Origin of the sequence: Cryobacterium sp. TMT2-18-2 (genome assembly GCF_004402245.1) — a bacterium.
GTDB lineage: Bacteria > Actinomycetota > Actinomycetes > Actinomycetales > Microbacteriaceae > Cryobacterium > Cryobacterium sandaracinum.
Genome location: NZ_SOFU01000013.1, coordinates 105365 through 123423, shown reverse-complemented (window position 1 = coordinate 123423; position 18059 = coordinate 105365). Strand labels below are relative to the sequence as shown.

Below are 18059 nucleotides of genomic sequence, written 5' to 3'. Positions count from 1 at the left end.
CGGCGCGGGATGGTGCCTTGTGGGCGCGGTAGTCCGGACGTATCACAACGGATTGGTGCTGTTTCAGAAGGGCATCAGCGGTGTCGCCGAGGATCTCGAATTAGGTGATGTCTTTGTGGGTGACCGTGTCGTTCTTCTGTGTGCCGTGCAGGATCACGCCTTGGTCCGGGAAGCCGATAGCAGACGCGAACGTGATGGCTTCGCCGGCGCTGACGATGTGTCGTCTTCCGACAACTGGCGAGGTGCTGACGCAGCATGAGGAGCCCGAATTCGGAGGTGAAGGTGCCTTCGGAGGCGAGGCCGAGGGTGGTTCCGGCGATCTGCATGCCGAGTCGGGCTTTCGCACGGGCAGCGTCGCGCGGGCTGAGGGGTCGGGGGATGTCGCCGGCGAACGTTCCGAACTGGTCGGTGTCGAGGCCCTCCGCCGCGGTGACTGTCGCGCCAAGGGCGTTCTGGAACGCGTCGTGGGCGAGCAATGCTTTGCCGTACATCGTGGCGAAGGAAATCGGGCGTCCGGTGTAGGTCGTGCGGGGAAGAGTCATTGAAAGTAGTCGGGCCGGGAGACGTAGGTGTCGGAAACGAACATGACGCCACTGGATGCGCTGAGAAGTTCCTGGACGGCGTCGATCAACTCGTTGGCGTTGTCTCACTGCCGAGATCTCTTCTCGGTTGACTCGACTGCCACCGATCGATCGGGCAATGTGTTCGGCCCGGTGCACAAGGGTCGTCTGCGCCTCCTCGGCAAAGACGGGCCCGCGCGGCGCCGGGAGGGGTGTCACGTCGAGGACGGCTTGGAGGGTCAATCTCACGCCCAGGTAGGAGAGCAGGTCGATGTCACCGATCTTCTCGGCCCTCCACTTGATATGACCGACCCAGCCCGGTAGGAATTGGAGCTCGGTTCGAAGTGTCTCCGTGCGGGCCGTTCGGTGGAGTGACGGGTCCCGGCGGGCCAGAGTTCGCCACACCTGGTAGAAACCGTGCTGCCTGTGGGGCATCGCCCAGAGCGGGTCCGGGTTCAGGTAGGACGACACCCAGGTGGCCAGGTACTCGTCCAGCCAGGGTGCCGATGGCCGCGTTGCGACGGGAGAATTCCACTGCGCGATCTTCATGTCCCGGACCGCCACGCCCACCACGGACACGCTCTTCCCCGCGATCGTGAGCTGTTCGGCGAGTTCGGGAACACGGTGGGCGAGGGCGGCTTCGAGGTCGGCAGTGACGATGCGGCCGCGGTCGGCGTCGTTGAGGTAGGCGTCGCGGGATCGGGTGAGCGTCACGCCCGGGGTGGTGGTGGCGGTCTCGAATGGGCGGGGTTCGTGGCCCGCGAGAGGATTCACGGCGATGAAAGACTCCACAGGCCAGGACGGCACGATGTCATGGGCCGCCGTGGCCACCTGGACGCGCAGAATCAAATTCATGACAATACTCCTGAGGTCACTGGCGGGCGGGGGACAGCGGGCTGGCGGGGGAGGGTGGTCGTCACGGTCCTGGTGTAAATGAGATCACCGAGGTGGAGTAGCCGGTGTGGGTTACGGGAGAGCAGTTGGACCGCGATGAGGCCGAAGGCGGGCAGGGCCATAGCCAGGCGGGGGCGGCGTTGATGGTTGTCACGGGATCCAATGCCGCTGTAAACATCTGCAGGAGGACCACGTATCCGAAGGCCAGCACCACTATTGACGCGGCACCGGTGAGAAGCGTTCGAAGCGTGAAGTCGGTGCTCAAGGCTGTGCCCAAAGTGACGCTGGCGGTCACGGCAACGAACACGAGCAGAGCGGCACTGGCCGTTGACACGGTGACACGGTGGGGGAGAACACCCATTCGGCTGCAGTCAACGCCGCCAACGGCACCAGCACCGACAGCGTCATGGCTGCGGCGAGTGCGAAGGGCGACTGGATCTGTCGGGGTGGGAGGTCCCGGTCGACGGCGTGGTGGCGCACACCCATGCCGGCCCCGAGGGAGAGGGTGGATTTGAATAGGGAGTGGGCGACCAGGTGGAAGATTGCTGCCGCGAACACTCCCAAACCGCAGGCCATGATCATGAACCCCATCTGCGCCATCGTTGAGAACACCAACCGGCCCTTCACATCCGGCCGGACCAGGCGGACCGCCGATGCGTAGACCAGCGTCACGGCGCCGGCCACGAACACCCCGATCATGACGCTCTGGTGCGGCGCGATGGCCGGGGCGAATCGGATCAGCAGGATGGCGCCGGCGTTGACCACACCGGAGTGGGGGCCGCCAGCGTGAACGGTAACCAGCCCTGGAACGGAATCTGGCTTGAGCGGGCTAACGCCGAGACCACGAGCAGCGCAGCACAGCTCAGTTGGAGCGGCACCGGTAACGACTCCGTGACCACACCAAGATGATCCAGGGGAATGTCGCCTCCGGCGGTGACCAGCAGGATGGCGACAGGAACCAGGAAGGCAGCATCGGCGATCAGGAACCGGGATCCGGTGCGCCGGACGCCGTCCCGGGCCTGCGCAATCGGCCGATAGGTCGTCAGGAGAACAACGAGGGCCGCCCCGGCTCCGATCCAGGCCACGGTGAACAGGGCCACCGACCCGGCGCACACCATCAACACGGTGAACCCGGTGAGCAGATTGGCGGCGACGACAAACCAGACCTGTCGAAGGTCACCGCGCAGGTATCGAATCGCGAAGACCTGGATCAGTGCGCTGAGTCCCAGCACCAGCATCGACAAAATCAACGCCAGGGCATCCAGGTGCACGGAGGTAGACCCGAACACCACCTGCGCACTTTGGTGTGGTGCGGCAACGGATGCGATAGCGACCGCGACAGTCACAAGGAACCCGAACCCGACCACAGTCGCTGCAAGGCGGGCCACCCTGTCCCCGCTCACCCCCGGCCAGCCGAGGAGCGCAGCGCTCAGCCCCGCGATCCACGGCGTCAGGGTCACACCACCCACTACAAGCCAATCAACCATCGGCGCCTCTCAAAAGCACGCCTTACAAAACCGGAAAAACATAGCACATGTTGAGTGTCGGGATTTGAGTGTGTCAAGAGGCTCGTCGGGTGGGAGATAATCGAGAGATGTCGACCTGGACGTTTTTGACCAATCACGCCCACGTGTTGTTGTGCGTGGCGGATAACCCGAACGTACGGCTACGCGACGTCGCCGTTCAGGTCGGCATCACCGAGCGAGCGGCGCAACGAATCGTCACCGAGCTGGAGGAAGCTGGCTACCTGGACCGCGAACGCGAAGGTCGCCGCAACACCTACCGGCTCAACACGGCGATGCCGCTTCGGCACCCTCTGGATCGCGATCATCGCATCGGGGAGCTGCTTGCTACCTTCGCCAACACCCGTGACCAGTAACAGGTCCGCGGTCTATCTAGGATCGAGAGTGGGGTGTGTGTATCTCGTGAGCCGTGCGGGCTTGGCCACCACCACACCTGCCTTCATCGACATCCCTGCCAATTGAGGGCATGGTGTGGCGGGACATCGGCGGGATGATCTCCGGTCTGCGCGTGATCTAGGCCCGGGACGAGTCCCGGCGGCCCGCACTCACGCCCGCCCGCCCGCACGGCACCACGGGGCACGGGTCGAGTCTGCCGAAAACCCTCACCGGACTACAGGTGACGCGTCTTAGTGGCCCTCTTCCGCCAGTTTCGTGAGGCCGTCGCGCACGATCTGGTCGGCCTCCGCGGCGTCGCCCCAGCCCTCGGTCTTGACCCATTTGCCGGGTTCGAGGTCTTTGTAGTGCTCGAAAAAGTGCTCGATCTCCTTGCGGGTGTACTCCGGGATGTCGGTGACGTCCTGGATATAGTCCCAGCGCGGGTCGCCGGCGGGAACCGCGATGACCTTCGCGTCTGAGCCGCCATCATCCGTCATATTGAACACGCCGACCGGGCGAACCGACAGGCCGACCCCTGGGAACAGCGGAAACTCGATCAGGACCAGGACGTCGACCGGGTCGCCGTCGAGTCCCAGGGTGTTCTCGAAGAAGCCGTAGTCGGTCGGGTACACGAAGCTCGTGTAGAGAACCCGGTCCAGGTACACCCGCCCGGTCTCGTGATCGACTTCGTATTTGTTGCGGCTCCCGCGAGGGATTTCGATTACTGCGTCGTATGCGGCCATGGCCTGGTCTCTCCCTTGTTCACAGTCTGTCGATAACGTTACTGGATGGAGTCCCCACGCCGCCCGAGGCTCACCCCGGCGATCGCCGATGTGCGCCGCCATGTTCGCACCCTGCTCATCGAGGCCGGGCCGGCCCGCGGCGGCGGCCTGGTGCTGGTCGGCCTCAGCGGGGGAGCCGACTCGCTCGCCCTGGCCGCAGCCACGGCTTTCGAGGCGCCGCGCGCGGGCCTGCGCGCCGGGGCGGTCATCGTCGACCACGCACTGCAGGACGGTTCGGCCGGCGTCGCGGCGGCCGCGGCGGGGCAGGCGCGGGAACTCGGCCTCGACCCGGTTCTCGTTCTTCGGGTCACGGTCGACCACGGCACGGATGCCGGCGGTCCGGAGGCCTCCGCCCGCACCGCTCGGTACGCGGCCTTCGACCAGGCGCGGCGGGAGACCGGCGCGAGCCACATCCTCCTCGGGCACACTCTCGACGATCAGGCCGAGACCGTGCTACTCGGCCTTGCCCGGGGATCGGGCCCCACAAGCCTGCAGGGAATGAAGCCGGTCGGCGGGCCGATTCTGCGGCCGCTGCTGGGCATCCGTCGCGCCCGGACCCGGCAATTCTGCGTGGATGCCGGCCTGCACCCCTGGCAGGACCCGCACAACGACGACCCCCGCTTCCAGCGGGTGCGGGTACGCCAGACCGTGCTGCCCGTACTCGAGCGGGAGCTGGGGCCCGGCGTGGCCGAAGCGCTCGTGCGCACGGCCGGGCAGCTGCGCGAGGACTCGAGCGCGCTCGACGACCTGGCCCGTGGTCTCAGCGAGCAGCTGAGCGAACCGCTCAGCGACCCTGCCGACGGCGCCGGAATCCGGCTGGACGCGAGCCGGCTGGAGGCGAATCTGCCCGCGGTGCGCCAGCGGATCATCCGGTTCTCGGTCGAACGGGAGTTCGGGGTGTCCCTGGAACGCGTGCACACGCTGGCCGTGCTGCGCCTGGTCACCGACTGGCACGGGCAGAAGCCGCTAGACCTGCCAGGCATTAGAGTTATACGGCAGGACGGTTGGCTGATTTTCACCGCGCCTGGACACGCCCCGAGCAAAGGACCCTCCCGCTCCCATGGAACCCCGCGACATTGAAGGCGACCTCACCGAGATTCTGATCGAGGAGGAGCAGATCCGCACCCGGCTCGCAGAGCTGTGCCGCCTGATCGAGGCGGACTATGCCGGCAAAGATCTGTTGCTGGTCGGCGTGCTCAAGGGAGCGGTCATGGTCATGGCCGATCTGGCGCGCGAACTCGTGCACCCGATCACGATGGACTGGATGGCGGTCAGCTCCTACGGGTCCGGCACGCAGTCCAGCGGCGTCGTGCGCATCCTGAAGGACCTCGACACCGACCTGCACGGCCGCAACGTGCTCATCGTCGAGGACATCATCGACTCCGGTCTGACGCTCTCGTGGCTGCTGTCCAACCTGAAGTCTCGCGGTCCGGAATCCGTTGAAATCTGCGCCCTGCTACGTAAGCCGGATGCCGCTCGCGTCGACATCGACGTGAAATACCTCGGTTTCGACATCCCGAACCAGTTCGTCGTGGGCTACGGTCTCGACTTCGACGAACGCTACCGCAACCTGCGCTCGGTGGGCGTTCTCGCTCCGCACATTTACAGCTGAGCCTGGTAGCGCTTTGGGCGAACACACGGTCTTCGTCCAGCGCGGTCACGGTAGCCTGTGACCACGATGAACGTCAAGAAGCTACTGCGCGGGCCGCTCCTCTACATTCTCCTGGCGATTGTTGCTGTGTGGGTAGGGTCGAGTCTCATTACCATGTCGGGATTCAAAGAGATTCCGACCCAACAGGGACTGGAGTTCCTGAAAGACGGGAAGGTCTCCGAGGCCACGATCGTCGACGGTGAGCAGCGCGTCGATCTCACCCTGACCAAGGCGGATAAGGACCTCGGTAGCGAGGTCCAGTTCTACTACGTCGCCCCGCGCGGCGAAGAGGTCATCACGGCCGTCACCACTGCCAATCCGGCCGACGGCTTCACCGACGAGGTGCCGAAGTCCAGCTGGTTCCTGTCGCTGCTCGGCATCATGCTGCCCCTGCTCCTGATCGGCGCGTTCTTCTGGTTCATGCTCGCCGGCATGCAGGGCGGCGGCAACAAGGTGATGCAGTTCGGCAAGTCGAAGGCCAAGCTGGTATCCAAGGAGAGCCCCCAGGTGACGTTCGCGGATGTCGCGGGCGCCGACGAGGCCATCGAGGAGCTCGAGGAGATCAAGGAGTTCCTCAAGGAGCCGGCGAAGTTCCAGGCCGTCGGGGCACGCATCCCCAAGGGCGTTCTGCTCTACGGCCCTCCCGGAACCGGAAAGACGCTCCTCGCCCGGGCCGTCGCTGGCGAGGCCAGCGTGCCGTTCTACGCGATCTCGGGCTCCGACTTCGTGGAAATGTTCGTCGGCGTCGGCGCCAGCCGCGTGCGCGACCTGTTCCAGCAGGCCAAGGAAAACGCCCCGGCCATCATCTTCATCGATGAGATCGACGCCGTCGGCCGTCACCGCGGAGCCGGTATGGGCGGCGGGCACGACGAGCGCGAGCAGACCCTTAACCAGCTGCTGGTCGAGATGGACGGCTTCGACGTCAAGGCGAACGTCATTCTCATCGCGGCCACCAACCGGCCCGACATCCTCGACCCGGCGCTGCTGCGCCCCGGCCGCTTCGACCGTCAAATCGGCGTGGACGCGCCCGACATGCTCGGTCGTAAGCGCATCCTGGAGGTGCACTCCAAGGGCAAGCCGATGGCTCCCGGCGTCGACCTCGAGGTGCTGGCGCGCAAGACGCCCGGCTTCACCGGCGCCGATCTGGCCAACGTTCTCAACGAGGCCGCGCTGCTCACCGCGCGTTCCAACGCGCAGCTGATCGACAATCGCGCCCTCGACGAGGCCGTCGACCGCGTGATGGCCGGCCCGCAGCGCCGCAGCCGTGTCATGCGAGACAAAGAGAAGCTGATCACCGCGTACCACGAGGGCGGCCACGCGCTCGTGGCGACCGCGATGCGCAACACCGACCCGGTCACCAAGATCACGATCCTGCCCCGTGGCCGCGCCCTCGGCTACACGATGGTGATGCCGGTCGAAGACCGCTACTCCGTCACCCGCAACGAACTGCTCGACCAGCTCGCCTACGCCATGGGCGGGCGGGTGGCCGAGGAGATCATCTTCCACGACCCGACCACCGGCGCCTCGAACGACATTGAGAAGGCCACTTCCACCGCGCGCAAGATGGTCACCGAGTTCGGCATGAGTTCGGCCGTCGGCCCGCTCAAGCTCGGGCAGGGTTCCGGTGAGGTCTTCCTCGGCCGCGACATGGGCCACCAGCGGGACTACTCCGAGCGGGTCGCCGAAAGCGTCGACGCCGAAGTGCGCCAGCTGCTTGAAGACGCGCATGACGAGGCCTACCAGGTGCTGATCACGAACCGGGCCATCCTCGACGAACTGGCCGCCGAGCTGCTCGAGCACGAGACGCTCGACCAGCACGCGCTGGCCGCGCTCTTCACGGGCGTCGTCAAGCTGCCCCCGCGTCCGCAGTGGCTGTCCAGTGACAAGCGTCCGGTCTCCGACCTGCCGCCCATCGCGATGCCGACTCCCAAAGCCCTCATCGAGAGCGGTGTCGCCGATGGCAGTGCCGCTGGCGAGACCGCCGCGAGCACTCCGGCCCGCACTCCGGCCCGTACCCCTCGCCCCGCCACCGCGTAGGCCCCCGGGTGGCAGTGGACAGGGTGCGGATCGAAGCCGCGGTCGCCGAGATCCTCGCCGCAATCGGCGAAGATCCCGCCCGTCCGGGCCTCAGGGCGACCCCTCGCCGAGTGGCCGAGTCCTACGGTGAGTTCTTCGCCGGGATGGCGGTGGACCCGGTCGACCACTTGCGCGACACGATCCCGGTGGGCCCGCACACGGGTGAACTGGTGCTCCTGCGCGACATCGCCTTCCGCTCCGTCTGCGAACATCACCTGTTGCCCTTCCTCGGCATCGCCCACCTTGCCTACGTGCCGAACGAACGGGTCGTGGGTCTGGGCAAGCTGCCGGCCGTCGTCGACACGATCGCCGCCCGGCCCCAGATGCAGGAACGCCTGACCGAGGAGATCGCCGAGGCGCTCCAAATCGGGCTCGCACCGCTCGGCGTACTGGTCGTGCTCGACGCCGTGCACGGCTGCGTGACCGCACGCGGTTCGCGCCAGACCGCCAGCTCGACCGTCACGATGGCCAGCCGCGGGTCCCTCGCCGAACCCGTGAAACGCGCCGAGATCATGGCCCTGATCGGCTCCGGCCGGTGACCCGGCCGCGCACCCTGATCATGGGGGTGCTCAACGTCACACCGGATTCCTTCAGCGACGGCGGCCGGTGGGCGTCGACGGATGCCGCGATCATCCACGCCCTCGACCTGCAGTCCCAGGGAGCCGACCTGATCGACGTGGGCGGCGAGTCCACGCGCCCCGGCGCCGGCCGGGTCGCGCCCGCCGAGGAGCAGTCCCGGGTGCTCCCGGTGATCAGCGAACTCGCCCGGCAGGGGCTCTCGATCAGTGTCGACACTCTCAATTCGAGCACCGCGGCCGCCGCGGCCGCCGCCGGGGCGCAGATCATCAACGACGTCTCCGGCGGCCTGGCGGACCCGCTGATGGCATCCATCGCCGCACGCAGCGGGCTGACCTACGTCGCCATGCACTGGCGGGCGCACGCTCCGACGATGGACGACCTCGCTGTCTATGGCGACGTCGTAGCCGAGGTGCGGGCCGAGCTGGTCGCGCGGGTCGACGTGCTCACCGCGGCTGGCCTGCCGCCGGAGAAGATCGTTCTTGACCCGGGGCTCGGCTTCTCGAAGCTGCCCGAGCACAACTGGCGTTTGCTGGCCCACCTGGACGTCTTCGCCGACCTGGGGTTCCCGGTCATGGTCGGTGCCTCTCGCAAGCGGTTCCTCGCCGGGGTGCTCCCGGCCGACGCGGGCGTGCTGGAACGCGATCTGCCGACCGCCGTGGTCAGCGTGCTGGCCGCGCAGGCCGGCGCCTGGGCGGTGCGCGTACACGACGTCGCGGCGACGCGAACGGCGCTGAATGTGCTGGCACTGGCGGATTCCGCCAGAATGGGACAATGAGAAGCGACTCCATCACGCTCACCGGCCTGCGGGTCAACGCGCACCACGGCGTCTACGACTTCGAGCGGGAGAACGGACAGGACTTCGTCATCGACGTGACGGTTTGGCTCGACCTGCGGCGTGCCGCCGCGAGCGACGATGTGACGCAGACCATCCACTACGGCGAGCTCGCCGTGGAGGTGACGGATGCTGCCCGGCACAACCCGGTCGACCTGATCGAAACCGTCGCCGAGCGCATCGCCGCCGCGGTGCTGGCGCACGACGCCGCCGACACGGTGCAGGTGACGGTGCACAAACCACAGGCACCGATCGCCGTACCGTTCACGGATGTCGCGGTGCAGATCCTGCGGACGCGCGCATGACAGACGGGACCCCGGCGCTGCTCGCCCTGGGCAGCAATCTCGGCGACCGCATGGCCACCCTCACCGCGGCGATCGACGCGCTGGAGCGGGAGCCCGGGCTCGAGCTGACCGGCGTTTCCCCGGTCTACGAGTCCGCCGCGGTGAAGGTCGGCGGCGTCGACGACGAGGCACCGCGCTATCTGAACCTGGTGGTCGGCATCCGTTACACCGGGCACCCGCACACCCTGCTCGACGCAGTGAACGCCATCGAGAAGGACCACGGTCGGGTGCGGGTCGAACGTTGGGGCGACCGCACCCTCGACATCGACATCATCGTCTTCGGAACGGCCTCGCTGCACGACGAGCGCCTGACCATCCCGCACCAGCGGGCCGCCGAGCGCGACTTCGTGCTGGCCCCGTGGTTGGACCTCGACCCGGCCGCAGTGCTGCCGGGCCGCGGCCCGGTGCGCGCGCTGCTCGGCGCGATCAACACCACCGTGCAGCGGTACCCCGCACTGCCGTCCGCGGGCGGCAACCGGTGAAACGTACGCAGCCGTCGGCGCTGATCGCCCTGGGTCTGGCCGGCCTGGTCGTCGTGTTCCTGCTCGAGCTGGCCGCCGCGTCCGGCGGCTCGGCGATGTTCCTGCCCCCGGCCACCCTGCCGATCGCGCTGATCGCGATCGGGATCGGCGTCCTGGCGCTGGCCTGGCCGATCCGTCAGGCCATTCGCGGCTCGGTGCGGAAACACGTCAACCCGTTCCTGGCCATCCGGGTGGCACTGCTGGCGAAGGCGTCGGCGCTGAGCGGGGCGCTGCTTCTCGGCGGCGGACTGGGAATCGTGCTCTACATCCTGACCCGCTCGGTCGTGCCGGCGGTAACATCGTTATGGCCTGCAATCGGGACGGCGGTAGGCGCCGGGATCCTCCTGACCCTGGGGCTGGTGGCCGAGCACTTCTGCACGCTTCCCCCCGATGACGACGATCAAGAGCAGGGAGAAGTGCGTGCCTGACGCGGCTGTAGGACTGGACCTCCCCGACGTGGAGGAGTGGAAGCGCGTCTCCCCGCGTTATGTGGTGGTGGAGACGGTCGGCACGATCGTCTTCGGGCTGGTGCTCACGGCCATGGCCGCGGCGGTGTGGCTGCTCCTCGACGTGCAGTGGGCGCTCTACGTGATCGGCGCGATCGTGTTGATCACCGGGGCCAGTGTCGCCTTCGAACCGCGCCGGGTGCGGGCCATCGGCTATCAGCTGCGACGCGACGACCTGCTCTTCCGCCGGGGCATCATGTTCACCCGGTTCGTGTCCGTTCCTTACGGGCGGATGCAGCTGGTCGATATCACGCGCGGCCCGATCGCGCGCTGGCTGGGTCTGGCCGACCTCAAATTCGTGACCGCGGCGGCCTCGTCGGGGGTGCTCATCCCGGGGCTCGCCGAGGCTGACGCGGAGAGCCTGCGCGACCGGCTCGTGGAGCTGGCCGAGAGTCGCCGGGCCGGGCTGTGACCACGCTCGCCGACGGGGAATGGCACCGGCTGCATCCGGCCAGCCCACTGCTGCGCGGCGGCATCTTCATCGTCGCCGTTCTCGGCTTCATCATCGCCAACCTCCGCGAGCGGCTGATCGACGTCTTCTTCGGGGTGCCGAGATACGGCGGGGACCCGATTGACGCGATCCTCGAGCGCGGCGTCGTCGGCTGGGCGCTGATCGCGGTCGCGGTCGTGCTTGTGCTGATCCTGGTGGTCTTCTACCTGTCCTGGCGCATGCACACGTTCCGGGTCACCGGGGAGGTTGTCGAGGTGCGCAGCGGGATGCTCTTCCGCAGCAACCGCCGGGCCCGCCTCGACAGAATCCAGGGCGTCAACATCGTGCGCCCGTTCATCCCTCGCCTGATCGGCGCCGCGAAGCTCGAAGTCAGCGTGGCCGGTCAGGACGCCAATGTGCAACTGGCCTACCTGGGTTCGACCCTGGCGGACCAGCTGCGACGGGACATCCTTCGCCTCGCGTCCGGACTGCGGCAGCAGCCCATTTCCGCCCCGGATGCCGCACTGGCCCAGGCCTCCCGTCCCGGTCTCGCTCCCGCGTCACCCCACTCTCCCGCGACCGCCGTCGCCGACCGGGCCCGGGACCTCTTCGCGCCCGAGCTGGACCCCGACGCCGCCCCGCCGGAATCGGTGGTGCGGATTCCGCCCGGGCGGCTGATCGGATCCGTCGTGTTCAGCGGCTTCACGGTCTTCGTCGTGCTCTCCGGAATCGCCCTGATCGTCAGCGTGACCGCCGGCGGCAGCGACTGGCTGCTCGTAGCCTTCATCCCTACCCTGATCGGCAGCGTCAGCTTCTATTTCACCCGGGTCACCAAGTCGCTGCGCTACAGCATCGCCGGCACCCCCGACGGCGTGCGGGTCGGCTTCGGGCTGCTCACCACGAGCAACGAGACCCTGCCGCCGGGCCGGATCCACGCGATCGGTGTCTCGCAGCCGTTGCTCTGGCGCCCGTTCGGCTGGTGGCAGGTGCGCATCAACACGGCCGGTCACTCCAGCACCCAGGGTGCCGCCGGCGAGGCCAACACCACAACCCTCCCGGTGGGCACGCTCGCCGACGTCGCCCGGGTGCTCGAATTGATCCTGCCCGGGTTCGACTCGGCGGAGCAGCAGGCCCTGATCGAACGGGGCCTCCGCTCGAAGGGCGGTGACGACGGCTTCACGAACGCGCCGCGCCGGGCGGCCTGGCTGCATCCGTTCTCGTGGCGCCGCACCGGCTACACCGTCGTGGGCGGCATCGCCCTGCTCCGGCGCGGCGTGATCTCGCGGGAGCTGGTGTTGGTGCCGCTGGCCCGGTTGCAGAGCGTAGCCATCTCGCAGGGCCCTGTGACCCGGATGCTGCGCCTCGCCTCCGCCCGGCTGCACACCGTCGCCGGGCCGGTGTCCGCCTACCTCGGAGTGGTGGCCGCCGCAGAGGCCCTGGTTTTCTTCGACCGGATCGCCTCCGGGGCCATCGTGTCGGCCCAGTCCGACACCAGCCACCACTGGAACCAGCCGATCCAGGACCAGCCGATCCAGGGCCAGCCGATCCAGGGCGAGCCGATCCACGGCCAGCCGACCGCGGCCCAACCCACCTGGAAAAAACCGAACGGAGTCACCGAATGACGCCGCGTCCCGGACGGCTCGGAATCGGCATCATCGGTGCTGGCCGGGTCGGCCCCATCCTCGGCGCCGCCCTCGCCGGCGCGGGCCACGCGATCGTCGGGATCTCCGCCATCTCGCAGTCCAGCCGCGACCGGGCCGAGGCGATTCTTCCGGGCGCGCCCATCCTCACCGTTCCCGAGATCGTCGAGCGCAGCGAACTGGTCATCATCGCCGTCCCCGACGCCCAGCTCGAGAGCCTCATCAGCGGGCTCGCGGCCACCGGAACCTGGCAGGCCGGCCAGCTTGTGTTGCACACCTCGGCCCGGTTCGGCACCGCGGTGCTGGCCCCGGCGCTGGCCGGTGGCGCGATCCCGCTGGCCATCCACCCGGCCATGAGCTTCACCGGCACCAGCATCGACCTGGCCCGCCTCGCCGACAGCTACTTCGCGGTGACGGCGCCCACACCGGTGCTGCCGATCGGGCAGGCGCTGGTCGTGGAGATGGGCGGCGAGCCCGTGATCGTCGCGGAGGCCGACCGGGCTGCCTATGCCGAGGCCGTTGCCACCGCCACGGCGTTCTCCACCTCGATCGTGGAGCAGGCCACCGGGCTGCTGGTCGGCATCGGTATCGAGCATCCCGGAGCGGTGATCGCGCCGCTGATGCGCTCCGCCATGGAGAACGCGCTGGCCCGCACCAGCCCCGACCGCCTCGACCTTTCCCAGCTCGACGAACTGGAGTCGCTCGACACCCGCGCCCAGGACGATTTCGACGAATGACACAACCGCAACACACCGGAGGACGAGTGAACGTGCTCACCAAACCAGAAGTCATCGGCACCATCGAGGAACTGCGGAGCCGCCTGACCGACGCGCAGAGCCGCATCGAGAGCGAGCGCGCCGAGCGTGGCGAGGCCGGCGGCACCCCCCGCGTCGTGTTGGTCCCGACCATGGGGGCCCTGCACGCCGGGCACCTGGCCCTGGTGCGCCGGGCCCGCAGCCTCGGCGACATCGTCGTGGTGTCGATCTTCGTCAACCCGCTGCAGTTCGGCGTCGGGGAAGACCTCGGCAGCTACCCGCGCATGCTCGAGGCCGATGTCGCGGCTCTCGCCGCGGAGGGTGTGCCGTTCGTATTCGCGCCAACCAGCCAGCTGATGTACCCGGACGGCACCGCTTCCACCCGGGTTGTCGCCGGCGCGGTCGGCAGCCTCTTCGAGGGCGCTGCGCGCCCCGGGCATTTCGACGGCATGCTGACGGTGGTCGCGAAGCTGTTCAACATCGTCGGCCCCGACGTGGCCGTGTTCGGGCAGAAGGACGCGCAGCAGGTCTTCCTCGTTGAACGGATGCTGGCCGACCTCGACTTCCGCACCCGCATCGAGATCGTCCCGATCGTGCGCGAAGACGGCGGCCTCGCCCTCTCCAGCCGCAACCGCGCTCTCGAACCGGCTCAGCGCGCCGCAGCCCGGGCGCTGTCCGCGGGGCTCGAGGCCGGCGCATCCGTCGCCGCCCAGGGTGTCGGCGCCGCTCTACAGGCCGCCCACGCGCGGATCGACGCCCAGACGCTGGTTAAACTGGACTATCTCGTTGTCGTCGACCCCCAGACCTTCCTTCCGGTCGGGGGTGAGCATCACGGCCCGGCCCGCATGCTGGTCGCCGCGCTGGTCGGTCGCACCCGGCTGATCGACAACGTGGCCCTGGACCTTCCCTAGGTCGCAGCACCCGCCCGAGCGTCACCAGCCCAACCTTTCATCAACACGTCGTCACATCAATGAGCACGCGCGGGAGCGCCGGGCATCGCCCGGCCGCCACCTGCCACGGAGAACCGCATGAGCGAGCAGAACCCAGCACCGACCGAGGCCGAAATCGTGGCCGCCGCAGCGGCGGAGGCCGAGTCCAACGAGCAGAAGGTCGTGCGCCTGGCCAAGCGTGACCGGTTGAACGCCGCCGCGACCAGTCCCGCCGACGGCGCCTATCCGGTGTCCGTGCCCGTCACCGACACGATTCCCGCCGTGCGCGCGCAGTTCGGCGACCTCGAAGCGGATGCCATCACCGGCGTTACCGTCGGCCTCGCCGGCCGCGTCGTGCACCTGCGCAACACCGGCAAGCTCTGCTTCGCCAGCCTGCAGTCCGGGGACGGCAGCCGCATTCAGGCCATGATCTCCCTGGGGGCGGTGGGTGAGGAATCCCTCGCCGATTGGAAAGACCTCGTCGACCTCGGCGACCACCTCTTCGTCTCCGGTGAGGTCATCTCCTCCCGCCGCGGCGAGCTCTCCGTCATGGCGTCGGAGTGGAAGGTCGCCGCCAAGGCGCTGCTGCCACTGCCGAACCTGCACACCGCGCTCAGCGAGGAGACCCGCGTGCGCAGCCGGTACCTCGATTTGATCATTCGCGAGCAGGCCCGCCGCAGCGTGATCCAGCGCTCGCAGACCGTCGCTAGCCTGCGCCGCACCTTCACGGAGCGGGGCTTCATCGAGATTGAGACGCCGATGTTGCAGGTCATGCACGGTGGCGCATCCGCTCGCCCGTTCACGACCCACAGCAACGCGTTCGACACCGACCTCTACCTGCGGATCGCGCCGGAGCTGTTCCTCAAGCGCGCCGTGGTCGGCGGCATCGACCGGGTTTACGAGATCAACCGCAACTTCCGCAACGAGGGCGCTGACTCCACCCACTCGCCGGAGTTCGCGATGCTGGAGGCCTACGAGGCTTACGGCGACTACAACTCGATCGCCGACCTCACCCAGAAACTGATTCAGGATGCCGCGTTCGCCATCGCCGGCTCGCACGTGGTGACCTGGGCCGACGGCACCGAATTCGACCTGGGCGGCGACTGGGACCGCATCGGCATGTACGACAGCCTGTCCGCGGCCGTCGGCTACGCGATCTCGCCGGCCACCCCGCTCGCCGACTTGAAGGTGCTCGCCGACACGGAGGGGCTCGATATCGACCACCCCATCCACGGCAAGTACGTCGAGGAGCTGTGGGAGCACTTCGTGAAAGGCGGCCTGACCCGCCCCACGTTCGTTATGGACTTCCCGATCGACACCAGCCCGCTCGTGCGCGGCCACCGGAGTGTTGCCGGGGTGGTCGAGAAGTGGGACCTGTACGTGCGCGGCTTCGAGCTGGCCACCGGCTACTCCGAGCTCGTCGACCCGGTCGTGCAGCGTGAGCGCTTCGTCGAACAGGCGCGCCTCGCCGCCGGCGGCGACCCCGAGGCCATGCGCCTCGACGAGGAATTCCTGCGGGCCCTCGAACACGGGATGCCGCCCACCGGCGGCATGGGCATGGGCATCGACCGTTTGCTGATGGCGCTGTCCGGGCTGGGAATTCGGGAAACCATCCTGTTCCCGCTGGTGAAATGATCATCCGATGAGGTCGAAGCCGCCTCGCGAGCCTGTGCCCGGCGAGCCGGTGCCCGGCCAACCGATCCCGCGCGTCCGTCGTCGTCCGTCCCTGCTCGAAATCTCGATCTGGGTCGGCGTCGCAGGAACCGGGATCTACGCAATCGGCACCGGTATCGCAGGGCTGCTGAATACGTAAACGTCGCGCGCCTGCCCGCCGTTTTCCCGTATCGTTGGAGACATCATGGACAACTTCTGGGTCAGCGCTTTCTGGGCGCTCCTGCCCACCGTCGCCGTCGGGCTGATCTTTTGGATCGTGATGCGTTCCATCGTGCGGGCAGACCGCACGGAGCGTAAGGTCTACGCCCGGATCGAGGCGGAAGAGCGCGCCAAGCTCGGGCTCGATAAACCGGTTACCTAGCACCGAATGTTCGGCATCGACATCTCGACCATCATCCTCGTGATCGCCCTGGTGGTCGATTTCTCCATTCGCGTGGTAGCAATCGTCGTCGTTCCTCGCAACCGTCGGCCGACATCGGGCATGGCGTGGCTGCTCACGATCTTCTTCCTGCCGTACATCGGCGCCCTCCTTTTTCTACTCATCGGCTACCGGACCCTGCCGAAAAAGCGGCTGGAGATGCAGGAGGAGATCAACCAGTTCATCCTCGACAGCACCGAGGGCATCGATCAGGTGCGTCGCGACCACCCCTGGCCACAGTGGCTCGAGTCGGTCGTCGAACTCAACCGCAACTTGGGGTCGATGCCGCTGGTCGGCGGAAATGAGGCGCGGCTACTCGGCGACTATGAGGGCACGTTCGCGGAGATGGTGACCGACATCGACATGGCCCGCAAATTCGTGCACGTCGAGTTCTACATCCTCTCGCTGGATCCGACCACCGCATCGTTCTTCGACGCCCTCGAGAGTGCCGTCAAGCGGGGCGTCACCGTGCGCGTGTTGATGGATCATATCCAGTCGATGCGCAAGCCCGGCTACCGTCGGACGCTGCGCCGGCTCACGGAATCCGGCGTGAAGTGGGAGCTCCTGTTGCCGCTGCAACCGCTCAAGGGAAAGTGGCAGCGGCCGGACCTGCGCAACCACCGCAAGGTTCTCGTCATCGACGGCCTGGTCGGTTACATGGGGTCGCAGAACGTCATCGACCGCACGTACAACGTGCCGGGAAACATCCGTCGCGGCCTGAAGTGGAAAGACCTGATGACGCGGGTCGAGGGGCCGATCGTGTCGGGTCTCAACGCGATTTTCATCACCGACTGGTACAGCGAGACCGATGACCTGCTCACCCGGGACATCCAGCCGGTGCAGACCGAGGTCGTGCCGCACTCCCTCGACTGCCAGATCGTGCCGAGCGGACCCGGGTTCGAGGGCGAGAACAACCTGCGCCTGTTCCTCGCGCTGCTCTACTATGCCCAGGAGCGCATCATCATCACGAGCCCGTACTTCGTTCCGGACGAGTCGATCATGTACGCCATCACGACGGCCACTCAGCGCGGGCTGCGGGTGGAGCTGTTCGTTTCCGAGGTCGGCGACCAGGCCCTCGTCTACCACGCGCAGCGGTCCTACTATGAGGAGCTGCTTCGGGCGGGCGTGAAGATCTACCTGTACAAGGCTCCCTACGTGCTGCACGCCAAGCATTTCACGATCGACGACGAGGTGGCCGTGATCGGGTCGAGCAACATGGACATGCGATCGTTCAGCCTCAACTTCGAGGTATCGATGATGGTGCGCGGACGCTCCTTCGTGCAGCAGTTGAGGGCGGTGGAGGACGGCTACCGGGAGGACAGCCGTGAACTCACCCTGGAGGAATGGATGAAGCAGCCGCTGCGCTCCACGGTGCTCGACAATCTCGCCCGGCTGACCTCCGCGGTGCAGTAGCGGCGTGCGGCTCGGCTCCGAGCCCCGGCACCTCGATCCACCCAGGTCGGCGGTGGTCGTGGAGGCTCTCTCTCGCGAGGTCCGAACGCGCCGTCTCCGGGTTCCTGCTGGACATTATCGCCACGGCTGACTGTGCGGCCGTCGCCGGACTCGCTGA

The 18059-nt window shown here is 67.5% G+C and carries 18 protein-coding genes and 1 pseudogene; 16 read left to right on the top strand and 3 right to left on the bottom strand.

Features of this window, described 5'->3' with window-relative positions:
* Nucleotides 1-74: 74 nt before the first annotated feature.
* Nucleotides 75-1415 (bottom strand): putative inorganic carbon transporter subunit DabA, encoded by a 1341-nt coding sequence (locus E3O22_RS04655; protein ID WP_134395389.1) that lies wholly within the window; start codon nucleotides 1413-1415, stop codon nucleotides 75-77.
* 330 nt (nucleotides 1416-1745) lie between these two features.
* Nucleotides 1746-2941 (bottom strand): annotated as a pseudogene (locus E3O22_RS16250) (proton-conducting transporter membrane subunit).
* 107 nt (nucleotides 2942-3048) lie between these two features.
* Between E3O22_RS16250 and E3O22_RS04640 the strand changes: the two are divergent.
* Nucleotides 3049-3333, top strand: a complete 285-nt coding sequence (locus tag E3O22_RS04640) for a MarR family transcriptional regulator (RefSeq protein WP_134395386.1) — start codon at nucleotides 3049-3051, stop codon at nucleotides 3331-3333.
* Nucleotides 3334-3603: 270 nt separating this feature from the next.
* Here the strand turns inward: E3O22_RS04640 and E3O22_RS04635 are convergent, their stop codons facing one another.
* On the bottom strand, nucleotides 3604-4095 hold the full coding sequence (locus tag E3O22_RS04635; RefSeq protein WP_104102469.1) for an inorganic diphosphatase: 492 nt from the start codon (nucleotides 4093-4095) through the stop codon (nucleotides 3604-3606).
* A 45-nt stretch (nucleotides 4096-4140) separates the two neighbouring features.
* Here E3O22_RS04635 and tilS point away from each other — a divergent pair, with 45 nt between their 5' ends.
* The 15 genes from tilS to cls all read left to right on the top strand — a co-directional run bounded on the left by tilS (nucleotide 4141) and on the right by cls (nucleotide 17902).
* The gene (gene tilS / locus E3O22_RS04630) at nucleotides 4141-5214 is read left to right on the top strand and encodes a tRNA lysidine(34) synthetase TilS (protein WP_134395385.1); all 1074 of its coding nucleotides are present in this window, start codon (nucleotides 4141-4143) and stop codon (nucleotides 5212-5214) included.
* On the top strand, nucleotides 5195-5746 hold the full coding sequence (gene hpt, locus E3O22_RS04625) for a hypoxanthine phosphoribosyltransferase (RefSeq protein WP_104169606.1): 552 nt from the start codon (nucleotides 5195-5197) through the stop codon (nucleotides 5744-5746). The genes tilS and hpt overlap by 20 nt, the downstream gene beginning before the upstream one ends.
* Before the next feature lie 66 nt (nucleotides 5747-5812).
* A complete protein-coding gene (gene ftsH / locus E3O22_RS04620) occupies nucleotides 5813-7822 on the top strand; it encodes an ATP-dependent zinc metalloprotease FtsH (RefSeq protein ID WP_134395384.1) in 2010 nt (669 codons plus the stop codon).
* Nucleotides 7823-7830: 8 nt separating this feature from the next.
* Nucleotides 7831-8400 carry a GTP cyclohydrolase I FolE gene (gene folE / locus E3O22_RS04615; RefSeq protein WP_134395383.1) on the top strand — a complete coding sequence of 190 codons (570 nt, stop codon included), beginning with the start codon at nucleotides 7831-7833 and terminating at the stop codon, nucleotides 8398-8400.
* 20 nt (nucleotides 8401-8420) lie between these two features.
* Nucleotides 8421-9215 (top strand): dihydropteroate synthase, encoded by a 795-nt coding sequence (folP, locus tag E3O22_RS04610; protein ID WP_134395401.1) that lies wholly within the window; start codon nucleotides 8421-8423, stop codon nucleotides 9213-9215.
* On the top strand, nucleotides 9212-9577 hold the full coding sequence (folB, locus tag E3O22_RS04605) for a dihydroneopterin aldolase (protein ID WP_134395382.1): 366 nt from the start codon (nucleotides 9212-9214) through the stop codon (nucleotides 9575-9577). Before folP ends, folB begins: the two co-directional genes overlap by 4 nt.
* Nucleotides 9574-10098, top strand: a complete 525-nt coding sequence (gene folK / locus E3O22_RS04600; protein WP_134395381.1) for a 2-amino-4-hydroxy-6-hydroxymethyldihydropteridine diphosphokinase — start codon at nucleotides 9574-9576, stop codon at nucleotides 10096-10098. The genes folB and folK overlap by 4 nt, the downstream gene beginning before the upstream one ends.
* Nucleotides 10095-10565 carry a DUF3180 domain-containing protein gene (locus E3O22_RS04595; RefSeq protein ID WP_134395380.1) on the top strand — a complete coding sequence of 157 codons (471 nt, stop codon included), beginning with the start codon at nucleotides 10095-10097 and terminating at the stop codon, nucleotides 10563-10565. The genes folK and E3O22_RS04595 overlap by 4 nt, the downstream gene beginning before the upstream one ends.
* Complete coding sequence (locus E3O22_RS04590) at nucleotides 10528-11055, top strand: PH domain-containing protein (protein ID WP_104102447.1); 528 nt, start codon at nucleotides 10528-10530, stop codon at nucleotides 11053-11055. The genes E3O22_RS04595 and E3O22_RS04590 overlap by 38 nt, the downstream gene beginning before the upstream one ends.
* A complete protein-coding gene (locus E3O22_RS04585) occupies nucleotides 11052-12695 on the top strand; it encodes a PH domain-containing protein (protein ID WP_134395379.1) in 1644 nt (547 codons plus the stop codon). Before E3O22_RS04590 ends, E3O22_RS04585 begins: the two co-directional genes overlap by 4 nt.
* Nucleotides 12692-13450, top strand: coding sequence for a Rossmann-like and DUF2520 domain-containing protein (locus tag E3O22_RS04580; RefSeq protein WP_134395378.1), 759 nt, complete (start codon nucleotides 12692-12694; stop codon nucleotides 13448-13450). The genes E3O22_RS04585 and E3O22_RS04580 overlap by 4 nt, the downstream gene beginning before the upstream one ends.
* Entirely contained in the window at nucleotides 13447-14379 is a 933-nt protein-coding gene (gene panC / locus E3O22_RS04575) for a pantoate--beta-alanine ligase (RefSeq protein ID WP_134395377.1), read from the top strand. Before E3O22_RS04580 ends, panC begins: the two co-directional genes overlap by 4 nt.
* Nucleotides 14380-14496: 117 nt before the next feature.
* Nucleotides 14497-16032: a lysine--tRNA ligase gene (gene lysS / locus E3O22_RS04570; RefSeq protein WP_134395376.1), complete on the top strand. Its 1536-nt coding sequence runs from the start codon at nucleotides 14497-14499 to the stop codon at nucleotides 16030-16032.
* Nucleotides 16033-16255: 223 nt separating this feature from the next.
* Entirely contained in the window at nucleotides 16256-16432 is a 177-nt protein-coding gene (locus tag E3O22_RS15840; protein WP_166784554.1) for a hypothetical protein, read from the top strand.
* Between the two features lie 6 nt (nucleotides 16433-16438).
* Nucleotides 16439-17902, top strand: a complete 1464-nt coding sequence (gene cls / locus E3O22_RS04565) for a cardiolipin synthase (protein ID WP_134395375.1) — start codon at nucleotides 16439-16441, stop codon at nucleotides 17900-17902.
* Nucleotides 17903-18059 lie beyond the last annotated feature (157 nt).

Coding starts and splice junctions, on each gene's coding strand:
- folK (WP_134395381.1), top strand. CDS start 9,574: ATGACAGACGGGACCCCGGCGCTGCTCGCCCTGGGCAGCAATCTCGGC.
- tilS (WP_134395385.1), top strand. CDS start 4,141: ATGGAGTCCCCACGCCGCCCGAGGCTCACCCCGGCGATCGCCGATGTG.
- E3O22_RS04635 (WP_104102469.1), bottom strand. CDS start 4,095: ATGGCCGCATACGACGCAGTAATCGAAATCCCTCGCGGGAGCCGCAAC.
- lysS (WP_134395376.1), top strand. CDS start 14,497: ATGAGCGAGCAGAACCCAGCACCGACCGAGGCCGAAATCGTGGCCGCC.
- folP (WP_134395401.1), top strand. CDS start 8,421: ATGGGGGTGCTCAACGTCACACCGGATTCCTTCAGCGACGGCGGCCGG.
- E3O22_RS15840 (WP_166784554.1), top strand. CDS start 16,256: ATGGACAACTTCTGGGTCAGCGCTTTCTGGGCGCTCCTGCCCACCGTC.
- cls (WP_134395375.1), top strand. CDS start 16,439: ATGTTCGGCATCGACATCTCGACCATCATCCTCGTGATCGCCCTGGTG.
- E3O22_RS04580 (WP_134395378.1), top strand. CDS start 12,692: ATGACGCCGCGTCCCGGACGGCTCGGAATCGGCATCATCGGTGCTGGC.
- ftsH (WP_134395384.1), top strand. CDS start 5,813: ATGAACGTCAAGAAGCTACTGCGCGGGCCGCTCCTCTACATTCTCCTG.
- E3O22_RS04640 (WP_134395386.1), top strand. CDS start 3,049: ATGTCGACCTGGACGTTTTTGACCAATCACGCCCACGTGTTGTTGTGC.
- E3O22_RS04590 (WP_104102447.1), top strand. CDS start 10,528: ATGACGACGATCAAGAGCAGGGAGAAGTGCGTGCCTGACGCGGCTGTA.
- E3O22_RS04655 (WP_134395389.1), bottom strand. CDS start 1,415: ATGAATTTGATTCTGCGCGTCCAGGTGGCCACGGCGGCCCATGACATC.
- folB (WP_134395382.1), top strand. CDS start 9,212: ATGAGAAGCGACTCCATCACGCTCACCGGCCTGCGGGTCAACGCGCAC.
- hpt (WP_104169606.1), top strand. CDS start 5,195: ATGGAACCCCGCGACATTGAAGGCGACCTCACCGAGATTCTGATCGAG.
- panC (WP_134395377.1), top strand. CDS start 13,447: ATGACACAACCGCAACACACCGGAGGACGAGTGAACGTGCTCACCAAA.